The following is a 23,057-nucleotide window of genomic DNA, read 5'->3' on the forward strand; positions in this document are numbered from 1 at the left end:
GATGGCCTTGTTTACATGGATTGGTCGTGCAGCGCGCCGCCATCGAGGATGGCCATGTCCGGCGTGACTTCACTGAACTTCAGCACCTTGCCGCCATGCTGAGTGGCGAAGGCCTGGGCATCGGCCTCGGTGGCGAAGGAGGCGGCGGTCGGTCCCATCGAACCCAGCCGCTTCGAGCCGAAGACGTAGAAGGCCTGGCGGGCATCGATCCAGTGCCCGACCGGCGCGTCCCAGTCGGCCTTGCCCATGTCCTGCACGAAGATGCCGGTGACGCGGCGCGCCTGCTCCGGGCTCAGGTGGATGTTGAACATCTCCAGCGTGTCGCAGAACCAATCGGGCTCGGCCACGCCGGCGTAGTGGATCTGCGCCTTGGGCCCGGGGTAATCGGCCAGCAGCATGCCGTCGAGCGCGCAACTGGTGCTGCGGTCGATCTCGAGCGCAACGACCGAGCCGCTGCCGCTATCCGTGCCACCGCAGGCGGCGAGCAGGCCGGCGGCGGCGCCGGCGACCAGGAAGCGGCGCCGGTCAAAATGGCTGTGGCGGCAGTCGTGGGTGTGCACATGTCTGTTCTCCTGTCGCAATCTTGGGTTGTCAGGCGCGGCTCGCGCCGAGGCGGAAGCGCCAGGCGGCGATCGCCAGCGGCAGCACGATCCAGCCCGCCATCACCAGCCCGAGCAGCCAGGGCTTGGCCAGCGCGGACGGGAACACGGTGGCCAGGCCGTACAGCGAGCGCACGTCCTCGAGCGAGAAGATGTTGAGGATGCGGAAGACGTCGGCCGGATTGAGCAGCAGCAGGTAGGGCAGGGCCTCGCCGCCCCACTGGCCGGCGGTGACGACCAGCACGCCGAGCAGCAGCAGATCGAAGATCAGCACGAAGAAGAACCACATCGCGATCGCCAGGCCCGAAGCGCGGGTGCGGTCGGCGGCGAACACCGACAGCATCACCGCCAGGCTCAGGAAGGCGCAGCCGAGCAGCACCGAACTGAGCATGAAGCCCAGGTAGTGGTACAAGGCATTCAGATCGAGCTGCGCCGACAGCACCACTCCGACCAGGCCGAAGCCGGCGATGGTGGAAAAGGCCAGCGCCCCGGCCAGGCCGAGGTACTTGCCCAGCAGCAGCTCCAGCCGCGTGATCGGCATCGACAGCAGCAGGTCGAGCGAACCGCGCTCGCGCTCGCCGACGATCGCATCGAAGCCGAGCACCAGCGCGATCAGCGGGATCAGATAGATCACCAGGCTGACCAGGCTGGCGATGGTCACCTCGATCGAGCGAAAACCCACCGCGCCCTGCTGGGCGGCACCGAAATAAGCGATCGACAGCGCAAAGGCGGTGAACACCAGCGCCACCGCCAGCACCCAGCGGTTGCGGATGCGATCCCAGAATTCCTTGCCGGCAATGGCGGCGATCTGCGACAACTCCATGGTCCGCCCCTTTAGTCCGAAAAGCCGAAGAACACGTCTTCGAGCGAAGGTTCGCGCACGCTCAGATCACGCACCTTGTCGCCGAGCGCGGCCAGCGCGGCGATCACCGCCATCTTGGCCTCGCGCGGGCACTGCACCGCGACGTGATCGTCGCGCGCCTCGATCGCGCCGACCGGCAGGCAACCGAGCGCGGCACGCACGGCCTCGAAATCCTCCGGCGCCACCCGCACGCTGAACCACAAGGGCAGGTCCATCTGCTCGCGCAGCGCCTGCACCGTGCCGCTGGCCTGCACCTTGCCGGCGGTCATGATCGCCAGCCGGTCCACGCGCTCCTGAATCTCGGCGAGGATGTGCGAGGTGATCACCATCGTCACGCCCTGGCTCTTCAACTGGCGCAGGATGGCGTAGAAGCCGCGGATCGCCTCCGGGTCGAGGCCGGTGGTGGGTTCGTCGAGGAACAGGATACGCGGGCTGCCGAGCAGGGCCTGGGCGAAGCCGAGGCGCTGGCGCATGCCCTTGGAGTACTCGCGCACGCGCCGGCGGGCGGCGTGCGCGAGGCCGACGCGTTCGAGCAGGGTGGCATGATTCTGCCCGGATACGCCTTTGAGCTTGGCGAAGAAGTGCAGCGTCTCCAGCCCGGTGAGGTTGTCGTACAGCACCACGTTCTCGGGCAGGTAGCCGATCTTGCGCCGCACCGCGCGGAAGTCGCCGCCGGCGCCATTCACCGGTGCGCCGTCGATGCGGATCTCGCCGGCGGAAAGCGGGATCAGGCCGAGCATCATCTTGAACAGCGTGCTCTTGCCGGCGCCGTTGTGGCCGATCAGGCCGAACAGTTCGCCTTCGTGCACGTCGAGATCGACGCCATCGACCGCGTGGATGGCGCCATAGTGCTTGCGCACGCCGCGGGCGGCGATCACCGCGCGGGCGGTGTTGCGGGTCGTGTCACTCGGAGCGGGGGAAATATCGGCCACGCCATGGGCTCCAGTCGGGGTTGTGCGGCTGCATCTGCGGCTTGGGGTCGACGATGCTGGGCGCGCGCAGCAGCGGGAACTGCTGGCCGACCAGGCGCAGCGTCTGCACCGCGGGGCTGGCCAGCAGCAGCTTCATCATCGGGTGGCGCCAGGACAGGCGGTCCACCATGTCGTTGGCCTCGTACTGGACGTCGCCCGCGCCGTCGCCGTCGCGGTCCCAGCCGAGGTAGTTGCTCCAGTGGTTGCCCTGCTGCTCGCCCCAGACCATGTCGCGGGCGCCGACGTAGCGCACCTGCTCGCGGTTGGCGATGAAGTCGTTGCCTTCCACCTTGTTGTTCTTCGAGCCCGCCCACAGGTGGATGCCGACGCGGTTGTCGATCACCGAGTTGCCGCGCAGCTCGTTGTACTCGGCGTCGTAGATGAAGAAGCCGCGCTGGTTGCCGGCGACGACGTTGTTCTCGATCACCGAGTCCTGGATGGTGCGCAGCATGATGCCGTGGTCCGAGTTGGCCCAGGCGCGGTTGTTGCGCACGGTCAGGCGGCGCACTTCCATCAGCGCCAGGCCGCCGCGGTTCATCCAGCTGTCGTTGCCTTCCCAGACGTTGTCGTAGGCGTTCATGTAGTGCGTGCCGTAGCGGCTGTGGTGCAGGCGGTTGTCGCGGAACAGGGCGTCGTGCGAGACATCGACGTAGAGCGCGTCGCGCACGAAGCTGACGTTGTTGCCGATGATGCGGGCGCGGCGCGTGTTGTAGAGCTGGATGCCGTTGCCGCGCTGCGAGGAGCGCAGCTCGCGCTTGCCGGTGATCAGGTTGCCTTCGATCAGCACGTCGTTCGACTGCTCGATCCACAGCCCGAACAGCGTGTAGGAGAAATCGCAGTTGCGCACCACGGTATGGTGCGAACCCGGCCAGACGTAGATGCCGGCGTTCTGCTCGCGCAGGCTGGCGCCGGAGTCGGCGATGATCAGGCCTTCGATCGTCACGTTCTCGGCTTTGATGCGGATGGTGTCGCCGCGCAGGCCGCCCGATATCGTCGGCCGGTCGATGCCGCGCAAGGTCAGCGGCTGGGTGATCAGCAGGTTCTCGACGTAGCGGGCGCGCTCGACTTCGATGGTGTCGCCCGGTGCGGCGCGGTCGATCGCGGCCTGGATGGATTCGCCCGCTTTCACCCGCCACACCGCGGCCGCTGCCGGGGCGGCGAGCGCCGCGAGCAGGCTGGCGGCGGCGAGGGCATGGAGAAGGCGGCGGGCAAGACGCATTGCGTGGATGGCGTTGGACGATGGCGCTCAGTATAAGCGGACGCTTGCGCAGCCTTCCTTGATCTTGGTGAAGCGGGGGAGGGGATGCTGATGCCATTGGCAAGGCATGGGGCAGCCCTTGCACTGGCCTGGCGGCAGACGCCAGCCACCGCGGCGTCAGAGCTGGATCAGCCCCAGGCTCTTCAGCGCCAGGAACAGCGTGGCGCCGATCAGCAGGTTCTTGAAGCCGACATAGCAGACCATGTCCATCAGGCTTGCCTGGCGGTAGCGCCGGCCCCACCACGGGCCGTCCTTGACGTAGGGCTTGGAGCCCATGCGCACGGCCACTTCGAACACGCTCCAGCCGAACCACCAGCCGATGATGGCGCCGGGCGTCATGTCGCCCATCGCTGCCAGCACCCAGGCCACGCTGGCAGCGAGCGCGAGCGCCAGGCCGGCGGCCTGGATGAAGCGCTGGCGCTGGAAGCCGTTGCGGCTCCAGGGCCACAGGTGGTCGCGGATTTCGGCCAGCAGGCGAGCGGCGGCGCCTTCGCCGGCGTAGGGCGGTTCGACCGGCTCGGTCAGGATGCGTGGATCGGCCATGGTCGGTTCTCCTTGAAGGTCAGGCGCGGGGCGCGGTGGGCGCGACCGGCTTGATCGGGATGTAGTAGCCGTCCCTGCCGATCGGCGTCAGCGGCAGGCCGGCCTTGGTGCGGCGCTTGCGTTCCTGCGCCAGCGGCGGGCAGGCGTGCTCGTCGGTGTAGAGCACCATGCAGTCCAGGCACAGCATGCATTCGCGGTGGTCGATGCGGCCGTTCTCGTCGATCGCGTGCGAACCGCAGCCCTTCGCGCAGGCCTTGCAGCTGTCGCATTCCTGCTTGCGGCGCAGGCCGTACCAGCGGAAGGTCGAAGGCATTGCCAGCGCGGCGCCGAGCGGGCACAGGTATTTGCAGAACGGCCGTTCGGTGAAGATCGACAGCCCCAGCAGGCCGGCGGCGAACAGCGTGTAGGGCCAGCTGCGGTTGAACATGCCGACCAGGAAGGTGGTCTTGAACGGCTCGACTTCGGCGAGCTTCTCCGCCAGCCCCATCGAGAACATCGACACCGCCAGCAGGCCGAAGAAGATGAAGTATTTCAGCCACTTCAGCTTGTGGTGCCATTTCGCCGGCATCTCGAACTGGAAGCGCTTCAGGCCGACCGCGGTGCCGATCTTGTGCAGCAGCTCGGACAGCGAGCCGAAGGGGCACAGCCAGCCGCAGAACAGCCCGCGGCCCCACACGAACACGGTGACGATGATGAAGATCCAGAACAGGAAGATGAAGGGATCGGTCAGGAACAGCTCCCACTGCCACTGGAACAGCAGCGAGTGGAACCAGGTCAGCACCTGCGTGATCGAGGGCTGGGCGAGCAGGCCGAAGCCGACGAAGCCGATGCTGACGACCCAGGCGGTGTACTTGAACACGTTGACCGGCCACTTGTTCTTGCGCGTCGAGCGCCGCGTCAGCGCGTCGCGGTTGGCGTAGGCCACTGCCACCATCAGCAGCAGCGCGGAGAACAGGCCGATTTCCACTGCCCGCGTCTTCCAGATGCGAACCCAGGGCGCGTCGGGTTTCTTGACCACCGGGCGGCCGCCTTCCAGGTAGGCCGCCGGCAGCCAGTATTCGCGGTCGAAATTGACGAAGGTGCGGGCGCCGGTGGCGCGGTCGACGCGGTTGCCGAGGAAGATGAACTTCCACGGGAAGGCGCCGGAGAAGGCCGGCGAGCGCACGATGAAGATGCCGGATTCGTTGAAGGCCGGCGCGCCGGGCGCGGACAGGCCGTACAGGTTCAGGTAGTCGAGGTCGCGGAAGGTGAAGGCGTCCTGGCCCTGGCGGACCTGGATGCGGTCGTAGATGCCGCCGCGCACGAAGCCCGAGCCCTTGAAGGATTCGTTGCCGCGGGTGCGGATCACGAACAGCGCGTGCTCGCCTTCGGCCAGCCGGCCCATCAGCGTGCGCCAGCCGGCTTCGCCCATGATCGCGCGGCCGACTTCGGGGTGGTTCAGGTAGCCGTACCACAGCTCGATGAAGGGTTCGCTGCTGCGCTCGAGGCCGACCTGTTCGGGCATCACCGCCAGGCGCTGGACCACGCCTTCCTTGACCATGGTGTCCCAGTCGAGCGCACGGCCGCGGTCGACGAAGTTCGCCTGCGGCCGCACGGTCGCTTCGAGGATGCCGACCTGGCGGCCGACCGCCGCGCCCGACATCATCATCACCTGGTTCTGCGCGATGACCGTCACGGTGGCGCCCGAGATGGCGTCCAGGCCGATGATGTCCTCGTCGGGGCGGGAGCGGCCGATCTCGATGTTGTCGCCGACGAACTTGCCTAGGTACTGGTCGTTGAACTTGACCAGCGCGGACTCGGGAATGCCGAGCAGCAGGATGGGCTCGGAGTGCTTGAGGATCTTGATGCCGGCGAAGTGGCCGTCGGGAGTCAGGCCGATCAGCGTGATCACCGGCTTGCCGGAATAGGCCGGGGTGTCGGTGACGTCGGTCGACAGCACGACGTAGCCGACCAGCTTGCGCGTGCCGTTCTCCTCGGCATAACCCTCGACGTAGAAAGGCTGGCCCTTGCGCTCGGAAAAGCGCGTCGCGCCGGGCAGTACTTCGCTACAGGGCACGTGGTCGCACAGTGCCGGTGCGGTATTGACCTCGGGCGGCAGCTTGGCTTCGTACGCAGTCTGGGCCAGCGCAGGGGCCGCGGTGCCGGCGATAGCGGCGGTGAGGAGCAGGGCGGACAGGGAGTCGCGCAGTGCGGACAGCAGCTTCATGGCGCTCTCCATAAGGGAATTGCGATGAAGTCTAGGAAAGCGGAACGGCGCTGTATTTGTCGCGGATCAATTCCTGCCGGGCTGCGCCGGGGCCCGGAAAAGCCACAGGGGCTGGCGCCCCCTGTGTTCCGTGTGTTGCCGGAGTGCGACCGTCAGGCTTCGACGATCATGCGGCTGCGCATTTCGAGGTGCAGCGCATGGCAGAAGTGCGTGCAGTAGCACCAGAACACGCCAGCCTGGTCGGCCTTGAAGGTGACCGACTTGGTCTCCTGCGGATTGACGATGAAGTTGATGTTGTAGTTGGGAATCGCGAAGCCGTGGGTCAGATCCTCGATCTTGTCCAGGTTGGTCAGGATCACGGTGACCTCGTCGCCGACCTTGACCTTGAACTCGCGCGGCTCGAAAGCCGGCGCCAGCGAGGTGATCTTGACCGTGACCTTGTTGCCGTCGCGGAACACGCCGGCTTCCTTCGGATCCTTGACCGCGTTCGGGAACTCGTTGAGGTCATAGACCTGCTTCGGCTGCAGCAGCTCGCGCTTGAAGATGATGAAGTCGTGCGGTTCGGGGCGGACCGGGTGGTCGGCCATCAGCACCATCTTGTCGCCCGAGATATCGACGAGCTGCTCGGTTTCGGCGTGCAGCGGGCCGACCGGCAGGAAGCGGTCCTTGGAGAACTTGCAACCCACGCACAGCCACTTGCCGTCGGCGAACATGGTCTCGGACTGCGAGGCGTTGATGTGGCCGGGCTGGTAATGCACGTCCAGGCGATCGACGACGTACTGCACGCTGGTGTCGCCGGCATGGAACTTGATTGCCGCATCGACGTTCCACTTCACGATCTGGCTGTCGAGGAACAGCGTGGTGTAGGCGTTGCCGCGGCCGTCGAAGGCGGTGTGCAGCGGGCCGAGGCCGAGTTCGACTTCGGCGACGATGGTCTTGTCGACGTCGTCGAGCTTGCCGTCGAACCAGTCGAGCACCTTGGCGAGTTCGATCACGGTACCGGTCGGCGACAGCTTGCCGGCGCAGATGAAGTACTTGCCGTCCGGGCTGGCATTGACGCCGTGCGGGTTCTTCGGCACCGACACGTAGGCCACCAGCGCGGTGGTCGGGTCGGTATTGGCGTCCTTGGTGCCGTCGACGACCGGCACCTTGGAGCTGCCGATGGTGGTGAACTTGCCGTCCTTGACCGCCTGCTCGATGCGGGCGATGTTGAAGAACAGGCAGGCGTCGCGTTCGGCCGACATCATGCCTTCGTAGTGGTGGCCGCCTTCGGTGTTGTACTGGTTGGTGGCCGCCAGCTTGCCGTCGTAGGAGGTGGCGGCGAGGTCGCAGTTGCCGTCGATCAGCACCTGCCAGCGCACTTCCATGGATTCGGCGTCGACGCACGAGAACAGCGTGCGGTATTTCTCCGGGCTGTCGAGGTCGCGGCCGTCGTTGGGCAGCGGAATGTGGAATTCGGCGCCGCAGAACACGCGGGTGGTGTAGTTGATCGCGGGGTCGACCGGGTCGCGCTTGTCCGGGAAGATGCCGTGGAAGCCCTGCACGTTGGGCAGCTGAGTGATCTTGTCGCAGATCAGGTAGTCGAGGCGGATGCGGGCCAGGCGGCTGTTGATCTTGTCGTTGATCCAGGCGTAGCGGCCGTCGTAGTTGCCGTCCTTGTAGGAGGCATGGGTGTGGTGGGTGTCGGCGACGGTGTAGCGCAGGCTGCCGTCGGCCTTGGTGCCCATGACTTCCTTCGATTCGTTGGTGATGCCCCAGCCCACCAGCGCGTCGGGGTTGAAGCAGGGCACGCGGTGCAGCTCGCGGCCGGACGGCAGGCCCAGCACGCGGAAGTCGCCGGTGTGGCCGCCGCTCCAGAAGCCGTAGTAGGTGTCGAGCTCGCCCGGCTGCAGGTGGACCGAGCTGTGCGCGGCAGCCGGGGCCGCAGCAGGAGCGGCGGGCGTGGCTGCGGGTGCCGCGGCCGGGGCGGATTCGTTGTTGCATGCCGAAAGCCCGACCGACAGGCCGGCACCGGCCAGTCCGGCGAAGGCGGCGGTGTTGAGGAACTTGCGGCGGCTCGGGTCGGGCATCGTGCCGGCCTGGTCCATCTTCACTACTTCGTTCATGATCGTGTCGCTCCCGTTCTGGCTTGATCGGTGTTCGTCCGGACATCCGCATCCCGCCTGTTTGCGGAGTGGATGCCTCTGACAAGATGCCCTGCGGCGTTTTGTCGCAGGGCCACTCTAGATCGGGCCGGAGCCGCGATCCTTGATCTGCGTTAAGGATGCTCGTTCCGCCCGAACCGTATCTGTATCTCCCCGTACTGGATTTCATTTGAATGAAGCAACTGCATCGCCAGCCCGACACCCCGCTGCCTGCCGCCACCGAGCCGCAGCCCGCTGGCGCCGCGGCTGCCGAGCCCGAGATCGCCGCGCTGCGCACCGGCGGCAGCCGCCTGCTGCACCTGCGCTGGCTGTCGGTCGCCGCCATGGTGGCGATGGCGGCGCTGGTGTTTCCGCTGCTGGCGCCGGATCACCCGTGCAGCCGCTGCTGGGCGTGGCGCTGATCCTCGCGGTGGCGAACCTGCTGCTGCTCGCCGGTCCGGCGCGCTGGCTCGATGGGCGGCGCGGTGCCTTCGCGCAACTGCTGTTTGATCTGCTCGGCTGGGGTGCTTTCCTGTATTTCGGTGGCGGTGTCACCAACCCCGCCGCTGCGCTGCTGCTGCCGGTGGTGGCGGTGGGGGCGTCGATCCTGCCTGCGCGCCAGGCCTGGGCGCTGGCCGCGGTGGCGGTCGGCATCTATGCGGCCCTGTGGGAGTTCCATCACCCGGTGCAACTGGCCGATGCCGCCACCGCGATGCAGTGGCATCTGGCCGGCATGTGGCTCAGCTTCTCGCTGGCCGCGGCGATCGTGGTGTGGTTCATCGTCCGGCTCAATGCCGAACTGACGAAAGGCGAAGCCGCACTGGCCGAGGCGCGCGCGGCGCGGGCGCGCGACGCCTACGTCGTCGGCCTGGGCAATCTGGCCGCGGGGGCCGCGCATCGGCTGGGGACGCCGCTCGGCACGCTGCGCATCCTGACCGGGGAGCTCCTGCGGCGGAAGGAGCTGGATGCCGAGGTGCGCGAAGACCTCGGCGTGATGCGCGAGCAGCTGGAGCATTGCCGCGAAATCCTCAACAGCCTGACGCGCGAGGCCGGCCGCCAGCGTGCCGAAGGCGGCGGCGCGGAATGCGCCGGGTCCTGGCTGCATGAGACGGCGGTGCGCTGGCAGCGCCTGCGCCCGGAAGCCGGCCTGCGGCTGGACATCGCGCCCGAACTGTCCGCGCTCAGCCTCGTCGCCGACGCGAGCCTGGCCGAAGCGCTGCAGAACCTCATCGACAACGCGGCCAACGCCAACGCGGCGGCAGGCCGGGCCGGCGCCGCGGTGGAAGTGCGTGCCGTGCCGGACGGCGGCATGCTGCGCATCGAGGTGCTGGACCGCGGCCCCGGCATCGACGACGCACGGCTCGAGGCAGCGCGCCATGCTCCGCTCGGCAGCCACGCCGAAGGCATGGGCGTCGGCCTGATGCTGGCGCATGCGGCGGTCGAGCATCACGGCGGCCGGCTGGCGTTCCTTGCCCGCCCCGGCGGCGGCACCATCGCACGTGTTGCCGTGCCGCTGCGTCCGTCCTGATCGCTAACATCGCGGGATTCCGTGCTTGCCGGCGAGCGTCACCGGGCTGCTGCAGGCGCCTGATGGACGCCGATTCTGCCCAGCAAGCGCTCCAGCGTGTCGTGCGAAAGCTCGCCGACGTAGCGTGCGGCCAGGCGCCCCCGGGCATCGAAAAACAATGTGGTGGGCAATCCCGTCTGCCCGCCCAGACTGGCACTTGCCCGGCCTTTGGGGTCGAGTAGCACGTGGCGCAGCTCGAGTTGCTGGCTGTCGAGGAAGCGCTGTACGTCTCCGGCGGGTTCACCCTGGTTCAGGAAGACGAAATGAACCTGTGGATACTCGACCTGTGCCCGTTGCAGCAAGGGCATTTCGTGGCGGCACGGCGGACACCAGGTCGCCCAGAGATTGACCACGGCCGGCTTGCCCGAGAAGGACTGCAGTTCGACCTGCGTGCCGTCCAGGGTCCGGGCGATGGCCGCGGAAACGCGGATGTCGTCGCCCGCGTGCAGCAGCAGCGCCGCAGAGGCAAGCACCCAGGCGGCGGTGGCGCTGCCCATGCCCGCCATCAGCGGCCGGCGCAAGGATGGCTGCCTGCGCATCGGCGCCAGGGCGTAGAGCCAGCCGGCGATCACGCCGATCTGGCCATTCCAGCCGCCGTCGCGGATGTCCAGGATGTCCAGCGGCGCCTGCAGATAGCTATCGCGATACTCGAACACGAAAGCCAGCCGCGCGGCAAGCAGCGTGGCCAGCAGCACCCGCCAGGCCACTGCCCAGAACCCGGCGGCCTGGCGCCGGTCCAGAAGCATGCCGACCGCGAAACCCAGGGCCGCGGCTCCGGCGGCGAGCAGCAGGGGCCATGGCAATGCCAGGAAGCCGATATGCTGTACCGGATTCATGCTTCACACTTCGATGCCATGCAACACATCCAGATCATCTCCTCGTCCAGCGTACGTGAAAACGCCCTGGCATGCAGTGAACGGGCACGCAGCGCCGATATGCATGCCTTCCTCTACGGCTTGAATGAAGCAGTCGCGACATGATCGGCGTCGGTCCGTTCCCGGTCCGGGTCGTCATCGTCTTCTGCGCCGTGCTGCTGGCCTGGGCAGTGGCGCGCCTGATCGCCAGGCGCCTGCCGGACGGGGCGTACAGGAAGGCGGCTGGCGGGCTGCTGTTCGACAGTGTGTTCTGGGGCCTGCTGGCCGCCCGCCTGGGCCATATCGCGCAGTGGTGGGAGGAATACGCCGCGGCGCCGGCTTCCATGATCGCCATCGGCGACGGCGGCTTCACCTGGTGGATCGGCGTTGTCGCGGCCCTGCTGCTCGTCTGATGGCGAAGCCGCACGATGTCCGCGCTGCGCATCCCCGTCGTCGCGGGCATCGCGGCGGGCGTGCTGGGCTGGTTCGCCGGCGGCGGGGTGTTGGCGCTGCTGCACCAGTCCGGGCCGCCGCTGCCCGAGGTGCAGGTGAGCACGCTCGATGCCCGGCCGCTCAGCTTGAGTGCTTATGCAGGGCGGCCGGTCGTGCTCAACCTGTGGGCGAGCTGGTGCCCGCCTTGCCGCCGCGAGATGCCGGTGTTCGAGCAGGCGCAGCAGGATTTCCCGCAGCTCGCCTTCGTCATGCTCAACCAGGGGGAAAGCGCGCAGCAGGCGCTCGCTTTCCTGCAAGGCGAGCAGTTGAGGCTCAAGGATGTGCTGCTCGACCCCTCGTCCCGGGCCATGCAGGTCTTCGGTTCGCGCGGCCTGCCCACCACCTTGTTCTTCGATGAACAGGGAAGGCTGGTGGATACCCACATGGGCGAGCTGACGACCGCCAGCCTCAGGAGCACGCTGATGCGCCGTTTCGGGCAAGTCCCGAACCCCTGATAGGCCGCGCTTAGATCGCTTCCATGACGGCGCGCAGGAACTGCCGCGTGCGCTCGTGCTGCGGGTAGCCGAACAGTTCCTCGGGACTGCCCTGTTCGGCGATCCGCCCGGCGTCGAAGAAGCAGACGCGGTCGGCGAATTCGCGCGCGAAGCCCATCTGGTGGGTCACCATCAGCATCGTGAGCTGATGCGCCGAACCCAGCTCGCGGATCACGTTCAGCACTTCGCCGCACAGCTCGGGGTCGAGCGCCGAAGTGACTTCGTCGAACAGCATCACGCGCGGGCGCATCGCCAGCGCCCGGGCGATCGCCACGCGCTGCTGCTGGCCGCCGGACAGCTGGGCGGGATGCTGGTCGAGCTTGTCGGCCAGCCCGACCATGGTCAGCAATTCGGCGGCGCGCGCGTGGGCCTCTTCCTTGCCGAGGCCGAGCACGCTGATCGGCGCTTCCATGCAGTTCTGTACCGCGCTCATGTGCGGGAACAGGTTGAAGTGCTGGAACACCATGCCGATGCGGCTGCGCATCTTGCGCAGGTGGCGGGCGTCGGCCGGCACCAGGCCGTCGCCCTGCGGCATGTGGGTGAGCGGCTCGCCGTCGATGAAGATCACGCCGTCGTCGATGCGCTCGAGCGCCATCAGCACCCGCAGCACCGTGGTCTTGCCCGAGCCGGAGGGGCCGATGATGGCGACTTTCTCGCCGCTGGCGACGTCGAGGTCGAACTGGTCGAGCACCGTGAGTGGGCCGTAGCGCTTGGAGACGCGCTCGAAGCGCACCATCGGTGTTTCGGAGGTGGAGGGGGCCGTGGAGTTGTTCATGATCGGGAGGCGGCGCGCACGCCGAGGCGGCGTTCGAGGAGCCGGATCAGTCCGCTCGAGAGCAGGCTGAAAATGAGGAAGTAGAGGCCGACCAGCGTGATCGGCTCGGTGTATTGGAAACTCTCGGAGCCGAGGATCTTCGCCGTCTGCATCAGCTCCAGCACGCCGATCGCCGACAGCAGCGGCGTTTCCTTGAACAGTGCGACCAGGTAGTTGCCCAGGGCGGGCACGATCGGCGGGATCGCCTGCGGCAGGATGATGCGGCGGAAGGTGGCTTGCGGCGACAGGTTCAGCGCGGCCGCCGCTTCCCACTGGCCGCGCGGCACGTTGTCGATGCCGGCGCGATAGACTTCGGCGCAGTAGGCACCGTAGTGCAGGCCGATCGCGATCAGGCCGGCCAGCATGGCGTCGAGCGCGAGGCCGAACTCCGGCAGGCCGTAGTACAGGAAGAAGATCTGGATCAGCAGCGGTGTCGAGCGGATGAACTCCACCACCGCGGCGGCCGCATGGCGCACCAGCGGATTGGCCGCCATGCGGCAGATGGCGAGGACGAGGCCGATCACCAGCGCGAGGGCGAAGCCGAGCAGCGTGGCCTGCAGCGTGATCAGCGCGGCCTCGCCGAGAATCGGCAGGATCTCGTGGACGTAGTGCCAGTCCCAGTGTGCGTTCAACGCGCCTCCTTGCCGCGCAGCAGCCTGCGCCCGGCGCGGCGCTCCAGCGCGCGCATGGCCAGGGTCAGCAGCAGCGACAGCGCGAGGTAGATCAGCAGCACGATGCCGAAGATTTCCACCGTGCGCAGCGTCGTCTGGTTCAGTTGCTGGGCCTTGAAGGCGAGGTCGGACAGCGTGATCAGCGAGACCAGCGAGGTCGCCTTCAGCAGCTCGATGAAGAGGTTGCCCCAGGGCGGGATCATGGCGACGAAAGCCTGCGGCAGGATGACCCGCCGCAGCGTGCGCAAGCGGCCGAGGTTCAGCGCGCTGGCGGCCTCCCACTGGCCGCGCGGCACGGCCTCGATCGCGCCGCGCATCAGCTCGCTGCCGTAGGCGCCGATGTTGAGGCCGAGCGCGGCAATGCCCGCCGTCATCGGCGACAGGCTGATGCCGAACATCGGCAGCACGAAGAACAGCCAGAACAGTTGCACCAGCGCGGAGGTACCGCGGAACAGCTCGACGTAGGCGACTGCGAGCCAGCGCAGCGGCAGCGGAGCGTACAGCCGCGCCGCGGTGGCGAGCAGCGCCATCGCCACCGCGACCAGGCTGCCGCCGGCGGCCACCTGCACGGTGACCGCTGCGCCGCGCAGCAGCTCGGGCAGGAAATCGCGAAAGCCGGCGAAGCTGGGGACGACCAGCCCGCCGGCAAAACCGAGGATGGCGGCCGCAGCCAGCGCGCCGGCGGCCGGACGGGATCCGGTCGGGCCAGACCCGGCCGAACCCGTCCTATTCGCCGGCACAATGCTGATCGGCCGTCATCTCGGGAAGGTTGGAGGCGTCGAAGCCGAACGCCTTCACCATCGCCAGGTGTTCTTCGCTGCCGACGAAGCTGGCGAGCTCCCGATTGACGGCGTCGCGCAGTTCGGTGTCCTGCAGGCGGAAGGCGAACGAGCCTTCGCCGCGATAGCGCTTGCCTTCGTGGGTGAAGGCGAAGGGCTCGGCGCGCTCGATCGCCTCGTCCTTGCCCGCCAGCTCGCCTGCGGCCATCGCATTGAAGGCGGCGGCCGAGACGCGGCCGGCCTTGACTGCGGCGACGGCGGCGGCGAAGTCGGGCACGATCATCTGCTGCTGCCGTGTCATGCCGGCCAGCTGGCCGTGCTCGATCTCCGCCGTGCCGGCGACGAAGGCCAGCTTCTTGCCGCTGCTAGCGGCGTCGGCATAGGTGTGGATGCCGTCCGGGTTGCCTTTCCTGACCACCAGGGCGTCGCCGACGCCGTAGGTGGGGTTGGCGAACAACACCTGCTCGCAGCGCTTGGGCGTGATGTACATCGATGCGACGATGGCATCGAAGCGCCCGGCCTTCAGGCCGGGGATCAGCGCGCCCCATTCGGTCAGCACGCCTTCGATCTTGCCGACACCGAGCTGCTTCATGATGTGGCGGAACACGGTGGGCGATTCGCCGGTGAGTTCGCCCGAGGTGGTGGCGTAGGCGTAGGGCGCCTCGTTGGCGAAGCCGACGCGGATGCTGCCTTCGCGCTGGATGCGTTCCAGCGTGGTCTCGGCCGCGGCGGGGCCGATGCCGGCCAGCGCCGTGGCGATCAGCGCGGCGAGCAGGCCGCCGCGGGGGAGGAGTCGCTGCCCGTTCATGGTGAAGCCTCCGTCTGGATGGGCGTGAAGTCCTGCCGTTCGGCGATGAAGGAAGGCCGTGGCGGCAGGCCGCAGAAGGGCGCGGCCGGCGTGTTGTGCACGCTGTTGTAGACGAAGAAGACGTTGCTGCGCGGCAGCGGCGTGATGTTGGAGTTCGAGCCGTGCATCGTGTTGCAGTCGAAGAAGGTCACCGAGCCGGCCGGGCCGGTGGGGGCGACGATGCCGAAGTCCTCGACCAGCCGCCTCAGGCTGGCATCGTCGGGCACGCCGACTTCCTGGCGCCGCAGCGAGGCGAGGTAGTGCTCCTCGGGCGTGGCGCCGACGCAGGAGATGTAGCGCTGGTGCGAGCCGGGGATGATCATCAGCGGGCCGTTGTGCGGCGTGTTGGGCGTCAGGCTCACCGAGCAGCTCAGCATCCGCATCGCCGGCACGCCGTCCTCCATGTGCCAGGTCTCGAAATCGGAGTGCCAGTAGAACTCCTTGCCGCGGAAGCCGCCCTTGTAGTTGATGCGCGACTGGTGCAGATAGACCTCGCTGCCCAGCAACTGGCGCGCGATCGCCACCAGCCGGGGGTGGGCGCACAGCCGGCGCAGCACGGCGCTGCGCTTGTGGACTTCGAACAGCGAGCGCAGCTCGCCGCTGTCGGGTTCGATGACGGCTTCCGCCGCCTGCCTGACGGCTTCGTCGCGGCGCAGCGCGTTCAGTTCGGCGAGGTAGGTCTCGAGTTCGTGTGCGCCGATCAACTGCTCGAAGCTCAGATAGCCGTTGTCGCGGTAGAAGCGCAGCTCGGCCTCGCTCAGCGGGCCGTCGCCGGCGCCGCCATGGACCACCGGATCCCGGCGCTCGCTGATGCGCGGCTCGGGCCAGAAGCGGGACGGATAACGGTCGTCGTCCCGCGGCCGCGTTTGTGCGGCCTGCGGTGACAGGGTCGTCGTCATGGCATGCTCCTCCTCAGTCGGCCAGCGCGTAGGCGCCGCTTTCGTCATGCACCTCGCGCCCGGTCAGCGGCGGGTTGAAGACGCACACCATGCGCATCGGCACGCCCTTGTTGGCGCGCAGGACGTGGCGGTCGTGGTCGTTGAGGGCGTACAGCGTGCCCGGCCGGATGGAATGGGTGAGGCCGGTGGCGAGATCGGTGATCTCGCCCTCGCCTTCGATGCAATAGACCGTCTCGAGATGGTTGCGGTACTCCATTTCGAGTTCGGCGCCGGCCTTGATGATGGTGTCGTTGACCGAATAGCCCATGCCGTCCTGCTTGTAGATGAGGCGGCGGCTGGTCCAGCCGTCGGCGTCCACGTCGGCGGCGGTGCCGAGGATGTCGTCGAGATGTTTCACGATCATGGTCCGGGTCCTCGATGTCGGTTTTGTTTTGGGAAGTGCCGGCGCGTGTTCAGGCGACCTGGCCGACGTCTTCGGCCAGCACCGAGGCCAGCGCGTCGTCGATGATGTCCAGGCCCTTGCTCAGCGTGGCTTCGTCCATGGTCAGGCTGGGCAGCAGCTTCAGCACCTGGTCGTCGATGCCGGCGGTCTCGATGATCAGGCCGCGCTCGAAGCAGGCCAACGAGACGCGGCCGGCGAGTGCGGGGTTGCCGAACTCGACGCCCTGGATCAGGCCGCGGCCGCGCACCGTGCCGTCGACGCCGTGCGACTTCAGCATGCGCTGCAGGCGTTTCTGCACCAGCGCGCCCTTGTGCTCCACCGCCCGGCTCAGGCGCTCGTCCTGCCAGTGGTGCTCCAGCGCCGCGGTCGCGGTGACAAAGGCGGGGCAGTGGCCGCGGAAGGTGCCGTTGTGCTCGCCCGGCTCCCACTGGTCCAGCTCGGGCCGGATCAGCACCAGCGCCAGCGGCAGGCCGTAGCCGGACAGCGACTTCGACAGCGTGACGATGTCGGGCTCGATGCCGGCCTCCTCGAAGCTGAAGAAGCGCCCGCTGCGGCCGCAGCCGACCTGGATGTCGTCGACGATCAGGACGATGCCGTTGTCGCGGGTGATCTTGCGCAGGCGGCGCAGCCACTCGGCGCCGGCGACGTTGACACCGCCTTCGGCCTGGATCGTCTCGACGATCACCGCGGCAGGCACTTCCATGCCGCTGCCGTTGTCGAGCAGCATCGCCTCGAAGTAGTCGAGGGTATCGACGTCGCTGCCGAGATAGCCGTCGAAGGGGACGGAGGCGGCGTGCGACAGCGGCACGCCGGCACCGGCGCGCTTGAAGCCGTTGCCGGTCACCGCCAGCGAGCCCAGCGTCATGCCGTGGAAAGCGTTGGTGAAGCTCACCACCTGCTCGCGGCCGGTGACCTTGCGCGCCAGCTTCAGCGCCGCCTCGACCGCGTTCGTGCCGGTGGGGCCGGGGAACTGGAGCTTGTACCTCAGGCCGCGCGGCTCGAGGATCAGCTCGTTGAAGCGTTCGATGAAGCGCGCCTTCGCCGTGCTGTACATGTCCAGCGTATGGGTGATGCCGTCCGCCGTCAGGTAGTCGAGCAGCGCGCGCTTGAGCGGCTCCGGGTTGTGGCCGTAGTTGAGCACGCCGGCGCCGCAGAAGAAATCGAGATAGCGCCGGCCGCGCTGGTCGCTCATCCACGGGCCCTTGGCCGTGGTGAATACCGCGGGAAAGTTGCGGCAATAGCCGCGGACTTCGGATTCGTGTCGTTCGAAGACGTTCATCGGATTCCTCCTTGTAATGGTCGAGTGGTGGCACCGGCGGGCGGCGCCAGTGGGCGGTGCCGGCAAAGCGCCCGGCGGGCGCCGTCCCCGGCGCAGCGGCTCAGGGCGCCGAGCCGTCGAGCGGACCGATGCGGTACAGGGGTTCCGCAGGGTGCGGACGGGGAAACAGCTCCGGTGTGAACAGCGGCGAGACTTCGCAGTCCGCGCCGCAGTCGCGGGCGAAGCGGCGGAACAGCGCCTGCGACGCCGCGTTGTCGTCGGCGACGGTGGCGGTGACCCACTTGCAGCCGCGATTGGCCGGCAGCACGGCCCATTCCTGCAGCAGCTTCAGCCCCAGGCCCTGGCCGCGGAGTTCCGGCAGTACGCCGATCTGCCAGACGAAGGCCGTGTCGGGCCGGCGCGGCGGGTGGTAGCCGACGACGGCGCCGACGATGCGGCCGTCGCGTTCGGCGACCAGGCAGGTGTCACCGAAATCGGCCGCGAACAGCAGATAGAAATAAGCCGAGTTGAGCTCCAGCGCGCCGGTCGCATCGACCAGTTGCCACAGGGCGGCGCCGTCGCCGGGGCGTGCGGAGCGGAAATGAAGGGAAGGGGAAATGCTCGGGGTACTTCGGTCCGTGTCGTTCATGCCATGGGTTGTTTGTCGGTGGTGCGGCGTTTGCCAGCGGATGGCGAGCGGCACACCAAGCCGTCAGGGAACAGGATCACCTGCCGGCCGGCCCCGCAGGGCCTACAAAGGAACTCAAGCGACGCTCAGGCCGTTGAATGAAGCCGATCGAGCTGGCGCAGGAACCGGCGAAAGGAATTCGATGCAAGCAAGGCATCAACATTTGTCTAAATTATATTTCAACAAATGTAATTAAGGCAAGCATCCATGCCGCGCTCGTACGGATGGCAGGCCGGATTCCTTTCGTGTCCGGGAGGTGGCACCATTGCACGCTTGACCCTTCTGCCTGCCGCATGAGTTCAGAACACGCCCCCGTCCTGCTCGTCGTCGATGACGACCCCGCCTTCAACCGCGTGCTGTCGCGTGCGCTGGCGCAGCGCGGTTTCGACACCTACGGCGCCACCGACAGCGAAGGCGCGCTCGAACTGGTGCAGGACCATGCGCCCGAGTTCATCGTGCTCGACCTCAACATCGGCGGCGAATCCGGCCTCAAGCTCATCCGCCCGCTGCTCGAAGCCAGCCCGGGTGCGCGCATCCTGGTGCTGACCGGCTATGCCAGCATCGCCACCGCGGTCGACGCGGTGAAGCTCGGCGCCGTCCAGTACCTGGCCAAGCCGGCCGACATCGACGCCATCGTCAAGGCGCTGCAGGCCGAAGACGTCGTCGTCGACGAGCATGCGCCCGATGCGCCGATGTCGGTCGACCGGCTGGAGTGGGAGCACATCCAGCGCGTACTGGCCGAACACGACGGCAACATCTCGGCCACCGCGCGGGCGCTGCAGATGCACCGCCGCACCCTGCAACGCAAGCTCGCCCGTCCGCCGAGCGGCGACTGAGGCCGTCCTCCATGTCCGATACCCGTCATCCGCTCAAGGCGGACCTGCTGCTCGTGCTGGCGACCCTGGTGGCCGCCGCCGGCTGGATCTTCTCCAAGGAATCGCTCGCGGGCCTGCCGCCGCTGCTGTTCATCGGCACCCGCTTCCTGCTGGCCGGCGTGGTGCTGGCGGCCTTCAGCTGGACGCAGCTGCGGGCGATGAGCGGGGCCAACTGGCGCGGCGCGCTGCTGATCGGCGTGCTGTTCGCGCTGGCGATGGGCTTCTGGATCGGCGGCCTCCATCACGCCAGCCACCTGGGCGAAGGCGCCTTCATCTCCAGCCTGGGCGTGGTGCTGGTGCCGCTCGTCGGCCGCCTGTTCTTCGGCGAGCGTCCGCCCCGCGTTGCCTGGGTGTCGATGCCGCTGGCGCTGGCCGGCTTCGCCTGTCTGTCGCTGGAGCACGGCTTCCGCTTCGAACCCGGGCAATGGTTCTTCCTCGCCGCCGCGATGGTGTTCGCGGTGCTGATCAATCTCAACGGCCGGGTGGTGCGCAGCGTGCCGCCGCTGGCGCTGAGCACGGTGCAGGTGATGACGGTCGGCGTGCTGATGCTGCCGCTGTCGGCGCTGTTCGAAACCTGGCCCGAAGCGGTGTCGATGCCGGTGCTCGGCTGGCTGCTCGCCAGCGCGCTGCTGGCGACCACCTTGCGCTTCTTCGTCCAGCTCTACGGCCAGAGCCTGACCACGCCCAGCCACGCGGCGTTGATCCTGATGCTGGAGCCGATGTGGACCGCGATGGTCGCCGCATGGTGGTTCGGCGAACGCATGAGCGAATTGCAGCTCTTCGGCTGCGGGCTGATCTTCTCGGCGCTGGTGCTGAGCCGCTGGCGGCTGGTGATCGATGTGCTGAAGGCGGTCACGGGGCGGTGAATGCCCGGCTGCCGCCGCGCCGCATGCAAGCGCGGCGGCAGCCGGGCATTTCGCGGCTGGGGCTCACAGCCTGAAGCGGCCCACCAGGTCGTCCAGCTGCGTCGACAGCGCCTGCAGGTTGCTGCTGGCCTCGTTCAACTGAGCGGCGATCTGCGTGGTGCCGGCGGTGAGCTGGCTGATGCCCTCGACGTTGTGGTTGATCTCGCCGACCGCGTTGGACTGTTCTTCCGTGGCGATGGCGACCTGGAGGTTCTGGTCGCTGATCTGGTTGATGTGGCCGTTGATCTGCTCCAGCGCGCTGGAAGCCTTGCCGGCGTATTCCACCACCAGCGTGCTCTGCTGGCGGCCCTTTATCATGGTTTCCACCGCGGCGCGGGATTCGGCCTGCAGGCGATCGATCACCTGCTGGATCTCCTCGGTCGAGCTGCCGGAACGGCTGGCCAGCGTGCGCACCTCGTCGGCCACCACGGCGAAACCGCGGCCCTGTTCGCCGGCGCGGGCGGCTTCGATGGCGGCGTTGAGGGCCAGCAGGTTGGTCTGGTTGGAAATGCTGCGGATGGTGTCGAGCGTGGTGCTGATGGCATCGGTCTGCTCGGCCAGCGCCTCGATCACCTTGGCCGCCTGCGCCAGTTCGCCGTTCAGCGCATCGATCTGGCGGTGCGCCTGGGCGACGACCTCGCTGCCGCTGCCGGCATGCTCGGTCGCTTCACGGGCCAGGGTGGCGGCGTTCTCGGCATTGCGGGCGATTTCGTTGACGGTGATGCCGAGCTCGTTGATGGCGGTGGCCACCTCCACCGTGCGTTCGCTTTGCGAGGTGCAGTTGTCCTGGGTCAGGCGGGCGCGTTCGGCCACCTCGCGGGCCATGCCCGAGAGCTGGCGCGAATTGTCGGCCAGTTGCCGCATCGCGCCATGCACCTTGTCGATGAAACGGTTGAAGCTGCCCGCGATCTCGCCCAGTTCGTCCTTGCCGGGCAGCTCGATGCGGGTGTCCAGTGCCAGGTTCTCGGCAGCCAGGCTCAGCTTGTCCTGCAGGATCGCCACGCGGCGGCGCAGATGGCTGGCGATCATCCAGGACACGACGAAGGACACCAGCAGGCCGAGGCCGATGATGGCGACCTGGCGGGTGAAACCGGCGTCGTAGCTCTCGGCGCTGTGCTGGTTCTGCTGCTCGGCCTGCTGCAACAGCGCATCGAGCAGCTCGTTGGCACCCTGGCGCATCGTGCCGTAGCTCTTGGCGTACTGGTCGCGGTAGATCCGCTGGGCCGTGCCCATGTCGCCGGCATCGAGGGCATTCAGCATCGGCTCGAGTTCGTTCGCCACCATCGTCTCGAACTGGTCGAACAGGCGCTGCGCCTGCGCCTTGCGTTCCGGATTGACCTGGGCGTCCACCGCATTGCGCATGGCATCGCGCATGCCGGGAATGTCTTCGCTGCGGGCTTCCTGCACCCGCGTCCTCACGCCGCGCTCGTCGCGCAAGGGGGTGTCCTGCAGCAGCATCATGTCGATGCCCACGCGCATGCGCGGAATCCGCGACGCCGCTTCGGCCATCGCGCGCATCGGCGCGGCGGTGTTGAGGTAGAGGATTTCGGTGTTCCTGTGCATGCTGGCCATGCTGCCGAGGCTGGTCAGTGCAACCAGCAGCAGGGCGATGCAGGGGATGGCGACCGCGACGATCAGCCGGGTCTTGAGGGTGAAGGCGTCGAGACGCATGGGGTGCTCCATATCGGGGATACGTGCAGCACGTGGCGATGATCGTGCCGGGCTGCTGTTGTCAGTGTTGCCGGCACTGCTTATCGGCAGGAACTGCCCGATGCTTGAGGAACGAGCGGGACGCTGCGCCCGCAGGCGCGTACCGAAGGCCGTCACTTTCCTTCCTGCCGTGTCCCGGACGGCCGGCCGGCGAGGGGGCGATACGGTGGCCGGGGGCTCAGGCCGGCGCGGCGGCGTCGGTACGCAGGTAGTCTGCGAAGCGCGTCAGCGCCGGACTCATGTCGGTACTTCGCCATGCCGCCTCGGTGACGATGACGTCGTTGTCGCTGATGCCCTCGAGCGGCCGGATCGCGACGCCCTGGCGCATGTAGTTCGCCGCGCATTCGATGTGGATGGTGAGGCCGACGTTGGCGCTGATCAGGCCGAACATGCCCTCGGTGTTGTGGACCTCCTGCACGATCTGCGGGGCGAAGCCCGCCTTCAGGCACAGCGCGTCGAGGTGGCGGCGGAAGTGCCGCCAGCGAGCCATGACGCCGACGATGAAGGGTTCGTCCGCGAGACTGTGGATGTCGACGGTCGCCTGGCTGGCGAGCGGGTGCGTCTGCGGCAGCACGGCGACGAAGCGGTCGTGCTGCACCGGCAGGGTCTCGATGTCGGCGCCGGTCACGGGACTGGTCAGGAAGGCGACGTCGATCTTGCGCAGCATGAGCTCGTCGAGCTGCTGACGGGTGGAGCCGTAGGTCAGCTCGATGTCTATTTCCGGGTAGGCGCGGCGGAAGCCGTCCAGTATGCGCGGCAAGGCGCCGGAAATGGCGAAATCGGTGTAGCCGATCGCGAGCGTGCCGAGCTCGCCGCGGTGCGCCTTGCGCGCCTGCCGCACCGTCTCCTCCAAGTCCTCCATCAGGGCATAGCAGCCCTTCAGGAACACCGCGCCGGCCGGCGTCAGTTGAACGCGCCGGTTGTTCCGTGTGGAACAGGCTCAGGCCGAGCTGGTGCTCGAGCAACTGAATGCCGCGGCTCAGCGCCGGTTGCGCGAGCGCGAGGTTCTCGGCGGCGCGGCGAAAGTTCAGGGTTTCGGCGACGGCGAGGAACTGGCGGATCTGGCGGAGTTCGATTTTCATTGATGCTTGAAAGGTATCACAGCATGGCAAAACGGTATTATACAAGGCAACGATGCTTGCCATATCTTCCGTTTATCGCTGGATCAACACGGCGAATGGCGCGGGCGGCAGGCCGATT

At 67.7% G+C, this 23,057-nt stretch carries 25 protein-coding genes and 1 pseudogene; 7 read left to right on the top strand and 19 right to left on the bottom strand.

Features of this window, described 5'->3' with window-relative positions; translation table 11 throughout:
- Positions 1–11 precede the first annotated feature (11 nt).
- The 7 genes from AAFL97_RS01195 to nosZ form a co-directional block, all read right to left on the bottom strand.
- Positions 12–560, bottom strand: coding sequence for a nitrous oxide reductase accessory protein NosL (locus AAFL97_RS01195; RefSeq protein WP_341643389.1), 549 nt, complete (start codon positions 558–560; stop codon positions 12–14).
- Positions 561–591: 31 nt separating this feature from the next.
- Complete coding sequence (locus tag AAFL97_RS01200; protein WP_341643390.1) at positions 592–1,422, bottom strand: ABC transporter permease; 831 nt, start codon at positions 1,420–1,422, stop codon at positions 592–594.
- Positions 1,423–1,433: 11 nt separating this feature from the next.
- Positions 1,434–2,393: an ABC transporter ATP-binding protein gene (locus AAFL97_RS01205; protein WP_341643391.1), complete on the bottom strand. Its 960-nt coding sequence runs from the start codon at positions 2,391–2,393 to the stop codon at positions 1,434–1,436.
- Positions 2,365–3,651: a nitrous oxide reductase family maturation protein NosD gene (locus tag AAFL97_RS01210; RefSeq protein WP_341643392.1), complete on the bottom strand. Its 1,287-nt coding sequence runs from the start codon at positions 3,649–3,651 to the stop codon at positions 2,365–2,367. Before AAFL97_RS01210 ends, AAFL97_RS01205 begins: the two co-directional genes overlap by 29 nt.
- Positions 3,652–3,807: 156 nt before the next feature.
- Entirely contained in the window at positions 3,808–4,233 is a 426-nt protein-coding gene (locus AAFL97_RS01215; RefSeq protein ID WP_341643393.1) for a transcription regulator, read from the bottom strand.
- Between the two features lie 19 nt (positions 4,234–4,252).
- Positions 4,253–6,439, bottom strand: coding sequence for a 4Fe-4S binding protein (locus AAFL97_RS01220; RefSeq protein WP_341643394.1), 2,187 nt, complete (start codon positions 6,437–6,439; stop codon positions 4,253–4,255).
- A gap of 152 nt (positions 6,440–6,591) precedes the next feature.
- Positions 6,592–8,544 (bottom strand): TAT-dependent nitrous-oxide reductase, encoded by a 1,953-nt coding sequence (gene nosZ / locus AAFL97_RS01225; RefSeq protein WP_341643395.1) that lies wholly within the window; start codon positions 8,542–8,544, stop codon positions 6,592–6,594.
- A 212-nt stretch (positions 8,545–8,756) separates the two neighbouring features.
- On the opposite strand from nosZ, the gene AAFL97_RS01230 reads away from it, so the two are divergent.
- A complete protein-coding gene (locus tag AAFL97_RS01230) occupies positions 8,757–8,984 on the top strand; it encodes a hypothetical protein (RefSeq protein WP_341643396.1) in 228 nt (75 codons plus the stop codon).
- Complete coding sequence (locus AAFL97_RS01235; protein WP_341643397.1) at positions 8,957–10,090, top strand: sensor histidine kinase; 1,134 nt, start codon at positions 8,957–8,959, stop codon at positions 10,088–10,090. The genes AAFL97_RS01230 and AAFL97_RS01235 overlap by 28 nt, the downstream gene beginning before the upstream one ends.
- A 38-nt stretch (positions 10,091–10,128) precedes the next feature.
- Here the strand turns inward: AAFL97_RS01235 and AAFL97_RS01240 are convergent, their stop codons facing one another.
- Complete coding sequence (locus AAFL97_RS01240) at positions 10,129–10,965, bottom strand: TlpA family protein disulfide reductase (protein WP_341643398.1); 837 nt, start codon at positions 10,963–10,965, stop codon at positions 10,129–10,131.
- Here AAFL97_RS01240 and AAFL97_RS01245 point away from each other — a divergent pair.
- The 3 genes from AAFL97_RS01245 to AAFL97_RS01255 are packed head-to-tail and all read left to right on the top strand — an operon-like array spanning position 10,948 to position 11,930.
- Entirely contained in the window at positions 10,948–11,109 is a 162-nt protein-coding gene (locus tag AAFL97_RS01245; RefSeq protein WP_341643399.1) for a hypothetical protein, read from the top strand. The two genes, AAFL97_RS01240 and AAFL97_RS01245, sit on opposite strands and share 18 nt — an antisense overlap.
- Positions 11,106–11,396, top strand: coding sequence for a prolipoprotein diacylglyceryl transferase family protein (locus tag AAFL97_RS01250; RefSeq protein ID WP_341643400.1), 291 nt, complete (start codon positions 11,106–11,108; stop codon positions 11,394–11,396). Before AAFL97_RS01245 ends, AAFL97_RS01250 begins: the two co-directional genes overlap by 4 nt.
- Positions 11,397–11,411: 15 nt before the next feature.
- Positions 11,412–11,930, top strand: a complete 519-nt coding sequence (locus tag AAFL97_RS01255) for a TlpA family protein disulfide reductase (protein ID WP_341643401.1) — start codon at positions 11,412–11,414, stop codon at positions 11,928–11,930.
- A 10-nt stretch (positions 11,931–11,940) separates the two neighbouring features.
- Here the strand turns inward: AAFL97_RS01255 and ehuA are convergent, their stop codons facing one another.
- The 8 genes from ehuA to ectA form a co-directional block, all read right to left on the bottom strand.
- The gene (ehuA, locus tag AAFL97_RS01260) at positions 11,941–12,744 is read right to left on the bottom strand and encodes an ectoine/hydroxyectoine ABC transporter ATP-binding protein EhuA (RefSeq protein WP_445954457.1); all 804 of its coding nucleotides are present in this window, start codon (positions 12,742–12,744) and stop codon (positions 11,941–11,943) included.
- On the bottom strand, positions 12,741–13,415 hold the full coding sequence (gene ehuD, locus AAFL97_RS01265; RefSeq protein WP_341643402.1) for an ectoine/hydroxyectoine ABC transporter permease subunit EhuD: 675 nt from the start codon (positions 13,413–13,415) through the stop codon (positions 12,741–12,743). The genes ehuA and ehuD overlap by 4 nt, the downstream gene beginning before the upstream one ends.
- A complete protein-coding gene (ehuC, locus tag AAFL97_RS01270; protein ID WP_341643403.1) occupies positions 13,412–14,194 on the bottom strand; it encodes an ectoine/hydroxyectoine ABC transporter permease subunit EhuC in 783 nt (260 codons plus the stop codon). Before ehuC ends, ehuD begins: the two co-directional genes overlap by 4 nt.
- Complete coding sequence (ehuB, locus tag AAFL97_RS01275) at positions 14,181–15,041, bottom strand: ectoine/hydroxyectoine ABC transporter substrate-binding protein EhuB (RefSeq protein WP_341643404.1); 861 nt, start codon at positions 15,039–15,041, stop codon at positions 14,181–14,183. The genes ehuC and ehuB overlap by 14 nt, the downstream gene beginning before the upstream one ends.
- Positions 15,038–15,979, bottom strand: a complete 942-nt coding sequence (gene thpD, locus AAFL97_RS01280) for an ectoine hydroxylase (protein ID WP_341643405.1) — start codon at positions 15,977–15,979, stop codon at positions 15,038–15,040. Before thpD ends, ehuB begins: the two co-directional genes overlap by 4 nt.
- 13 nt (positions 15,980–15,992) lie before the next feature.
- A complete protein-coding gene (locus AAFL97_RS01285; RefSeq protein WP_341643406.1) occupies positions 15,993–16,382 on the bottom strand; it encodes an ectoine synthase in 390 nt (129 codons plus the stop codon).
- A 49-nt stretch (positions 16,383–16,431) separates the two neighbouring features.
- Entirely contained in the window at positions 16,432–17,700 is a 1,269-nt protein-coding gene (ectB, locus tag AAFL97_RS01290; RefSeq protein WP_341643407.1) for a diaminobutyrate--2-oxoglutarate transaminase, read from the bottom strand.
- 100 nt (positions 17,701–17,800) lie between these two features.
- The gene (gene ectA, locus AAFL97_RS01295; protein ID WP_341643408.1) at positions 17,801–18,328 is read right to left on the bottom strand and encodes a diaminobutyrate acetyltransferase; all 528 of its coding nucleotides are present in this window, start codon (positions 18,326–18,328) and stop codon (positions 17,801–17,803) included.
- A gap of 332 nt (positions 18,329–18,660) precedes the next feature.
- Between ectA and AAFL97_RS01300 the strand changes: the two genes are divergently transcribed.
- Both AAFL97_RS01300 and AAFL97_RS01305 read left to right on the top strand, forming a co-directional pair.
- Positions 18,661–19,203, top strand: coding sequence for a response regulator transcription factor (locus AAFL97_RS01300; protein WP_341643409.1), 543 nt, complete (start codon positions 18,661–18,663; stop codon positions 19,201–19,203).
- An 11-nt stretch (positions 19,204–19,214) separates the two neighbouring features.
- On the top strand, positions 19,215–20,108 hold the full coding sequence (locus AAFL97_RS01305; RefSeq protein ID WP_341643410.1) for a DMT family transporter: 894 nt from the start codon (positions 19,215–19,217) through the stop codon (positions 20,106–20,108).
- 63 nt (positions 20,109–20,171) lie between these two features.
- On the opposite strand, the gene AAFL97_RS01310 is transcribed toward AAFL97_RS01305, so the two are convergent.
- From AAFL97_RS01310 to AAFL97_RS01320, 3 genes and pseudogenes are all read right to left on the bottom strand, one after another.
- Complete coding sequence (locus tag AAFL97_RS01310; protein WP_341643411.1) at positions 20,172–21,818, bottom strand: methyl-accepting chemotaxis protein; 1,647 nt, start codon at positions 21,816–21,818, stop codon at positions 20,172–20,174.
- Between the two features lie 217 nt (positions 21,819–22,035).
- Positions 22,036–22,746 (bottom strand): LysR family substrate-binding domain-containing protein, encoded by a 711-nt coding sequence (locus tag AAFL97_RS01315; RefSeq protein WP_341643412.1) that lies wholly within the window; start codon positions 22,744–22,746, stop codon positions 22,036–22,038.
- 64 nt (positions 22,747–22,810) lie between these two features.
- Positions 22,811–23,002 (bottom strand): annotated as a pseudogene (locus AAFL97_RS01320) (helix-turn-helix domain-containing protein); the annotation flags it as partial.
- Between the last annotated feature and the right edge of the window lie 55 nt (positions 23,003–23,057).

The sequence above is a fragment of the Thauera sp. SDU_THAU2 genome, from assembly GCF_038260575.1.
In the GTDB taxonomy this organism is placed as follows: Bacteria; Pseudomonadota; Gammaproteobacteria; order Burkholderiales; family Rhodocyclaceae; genus Thauera.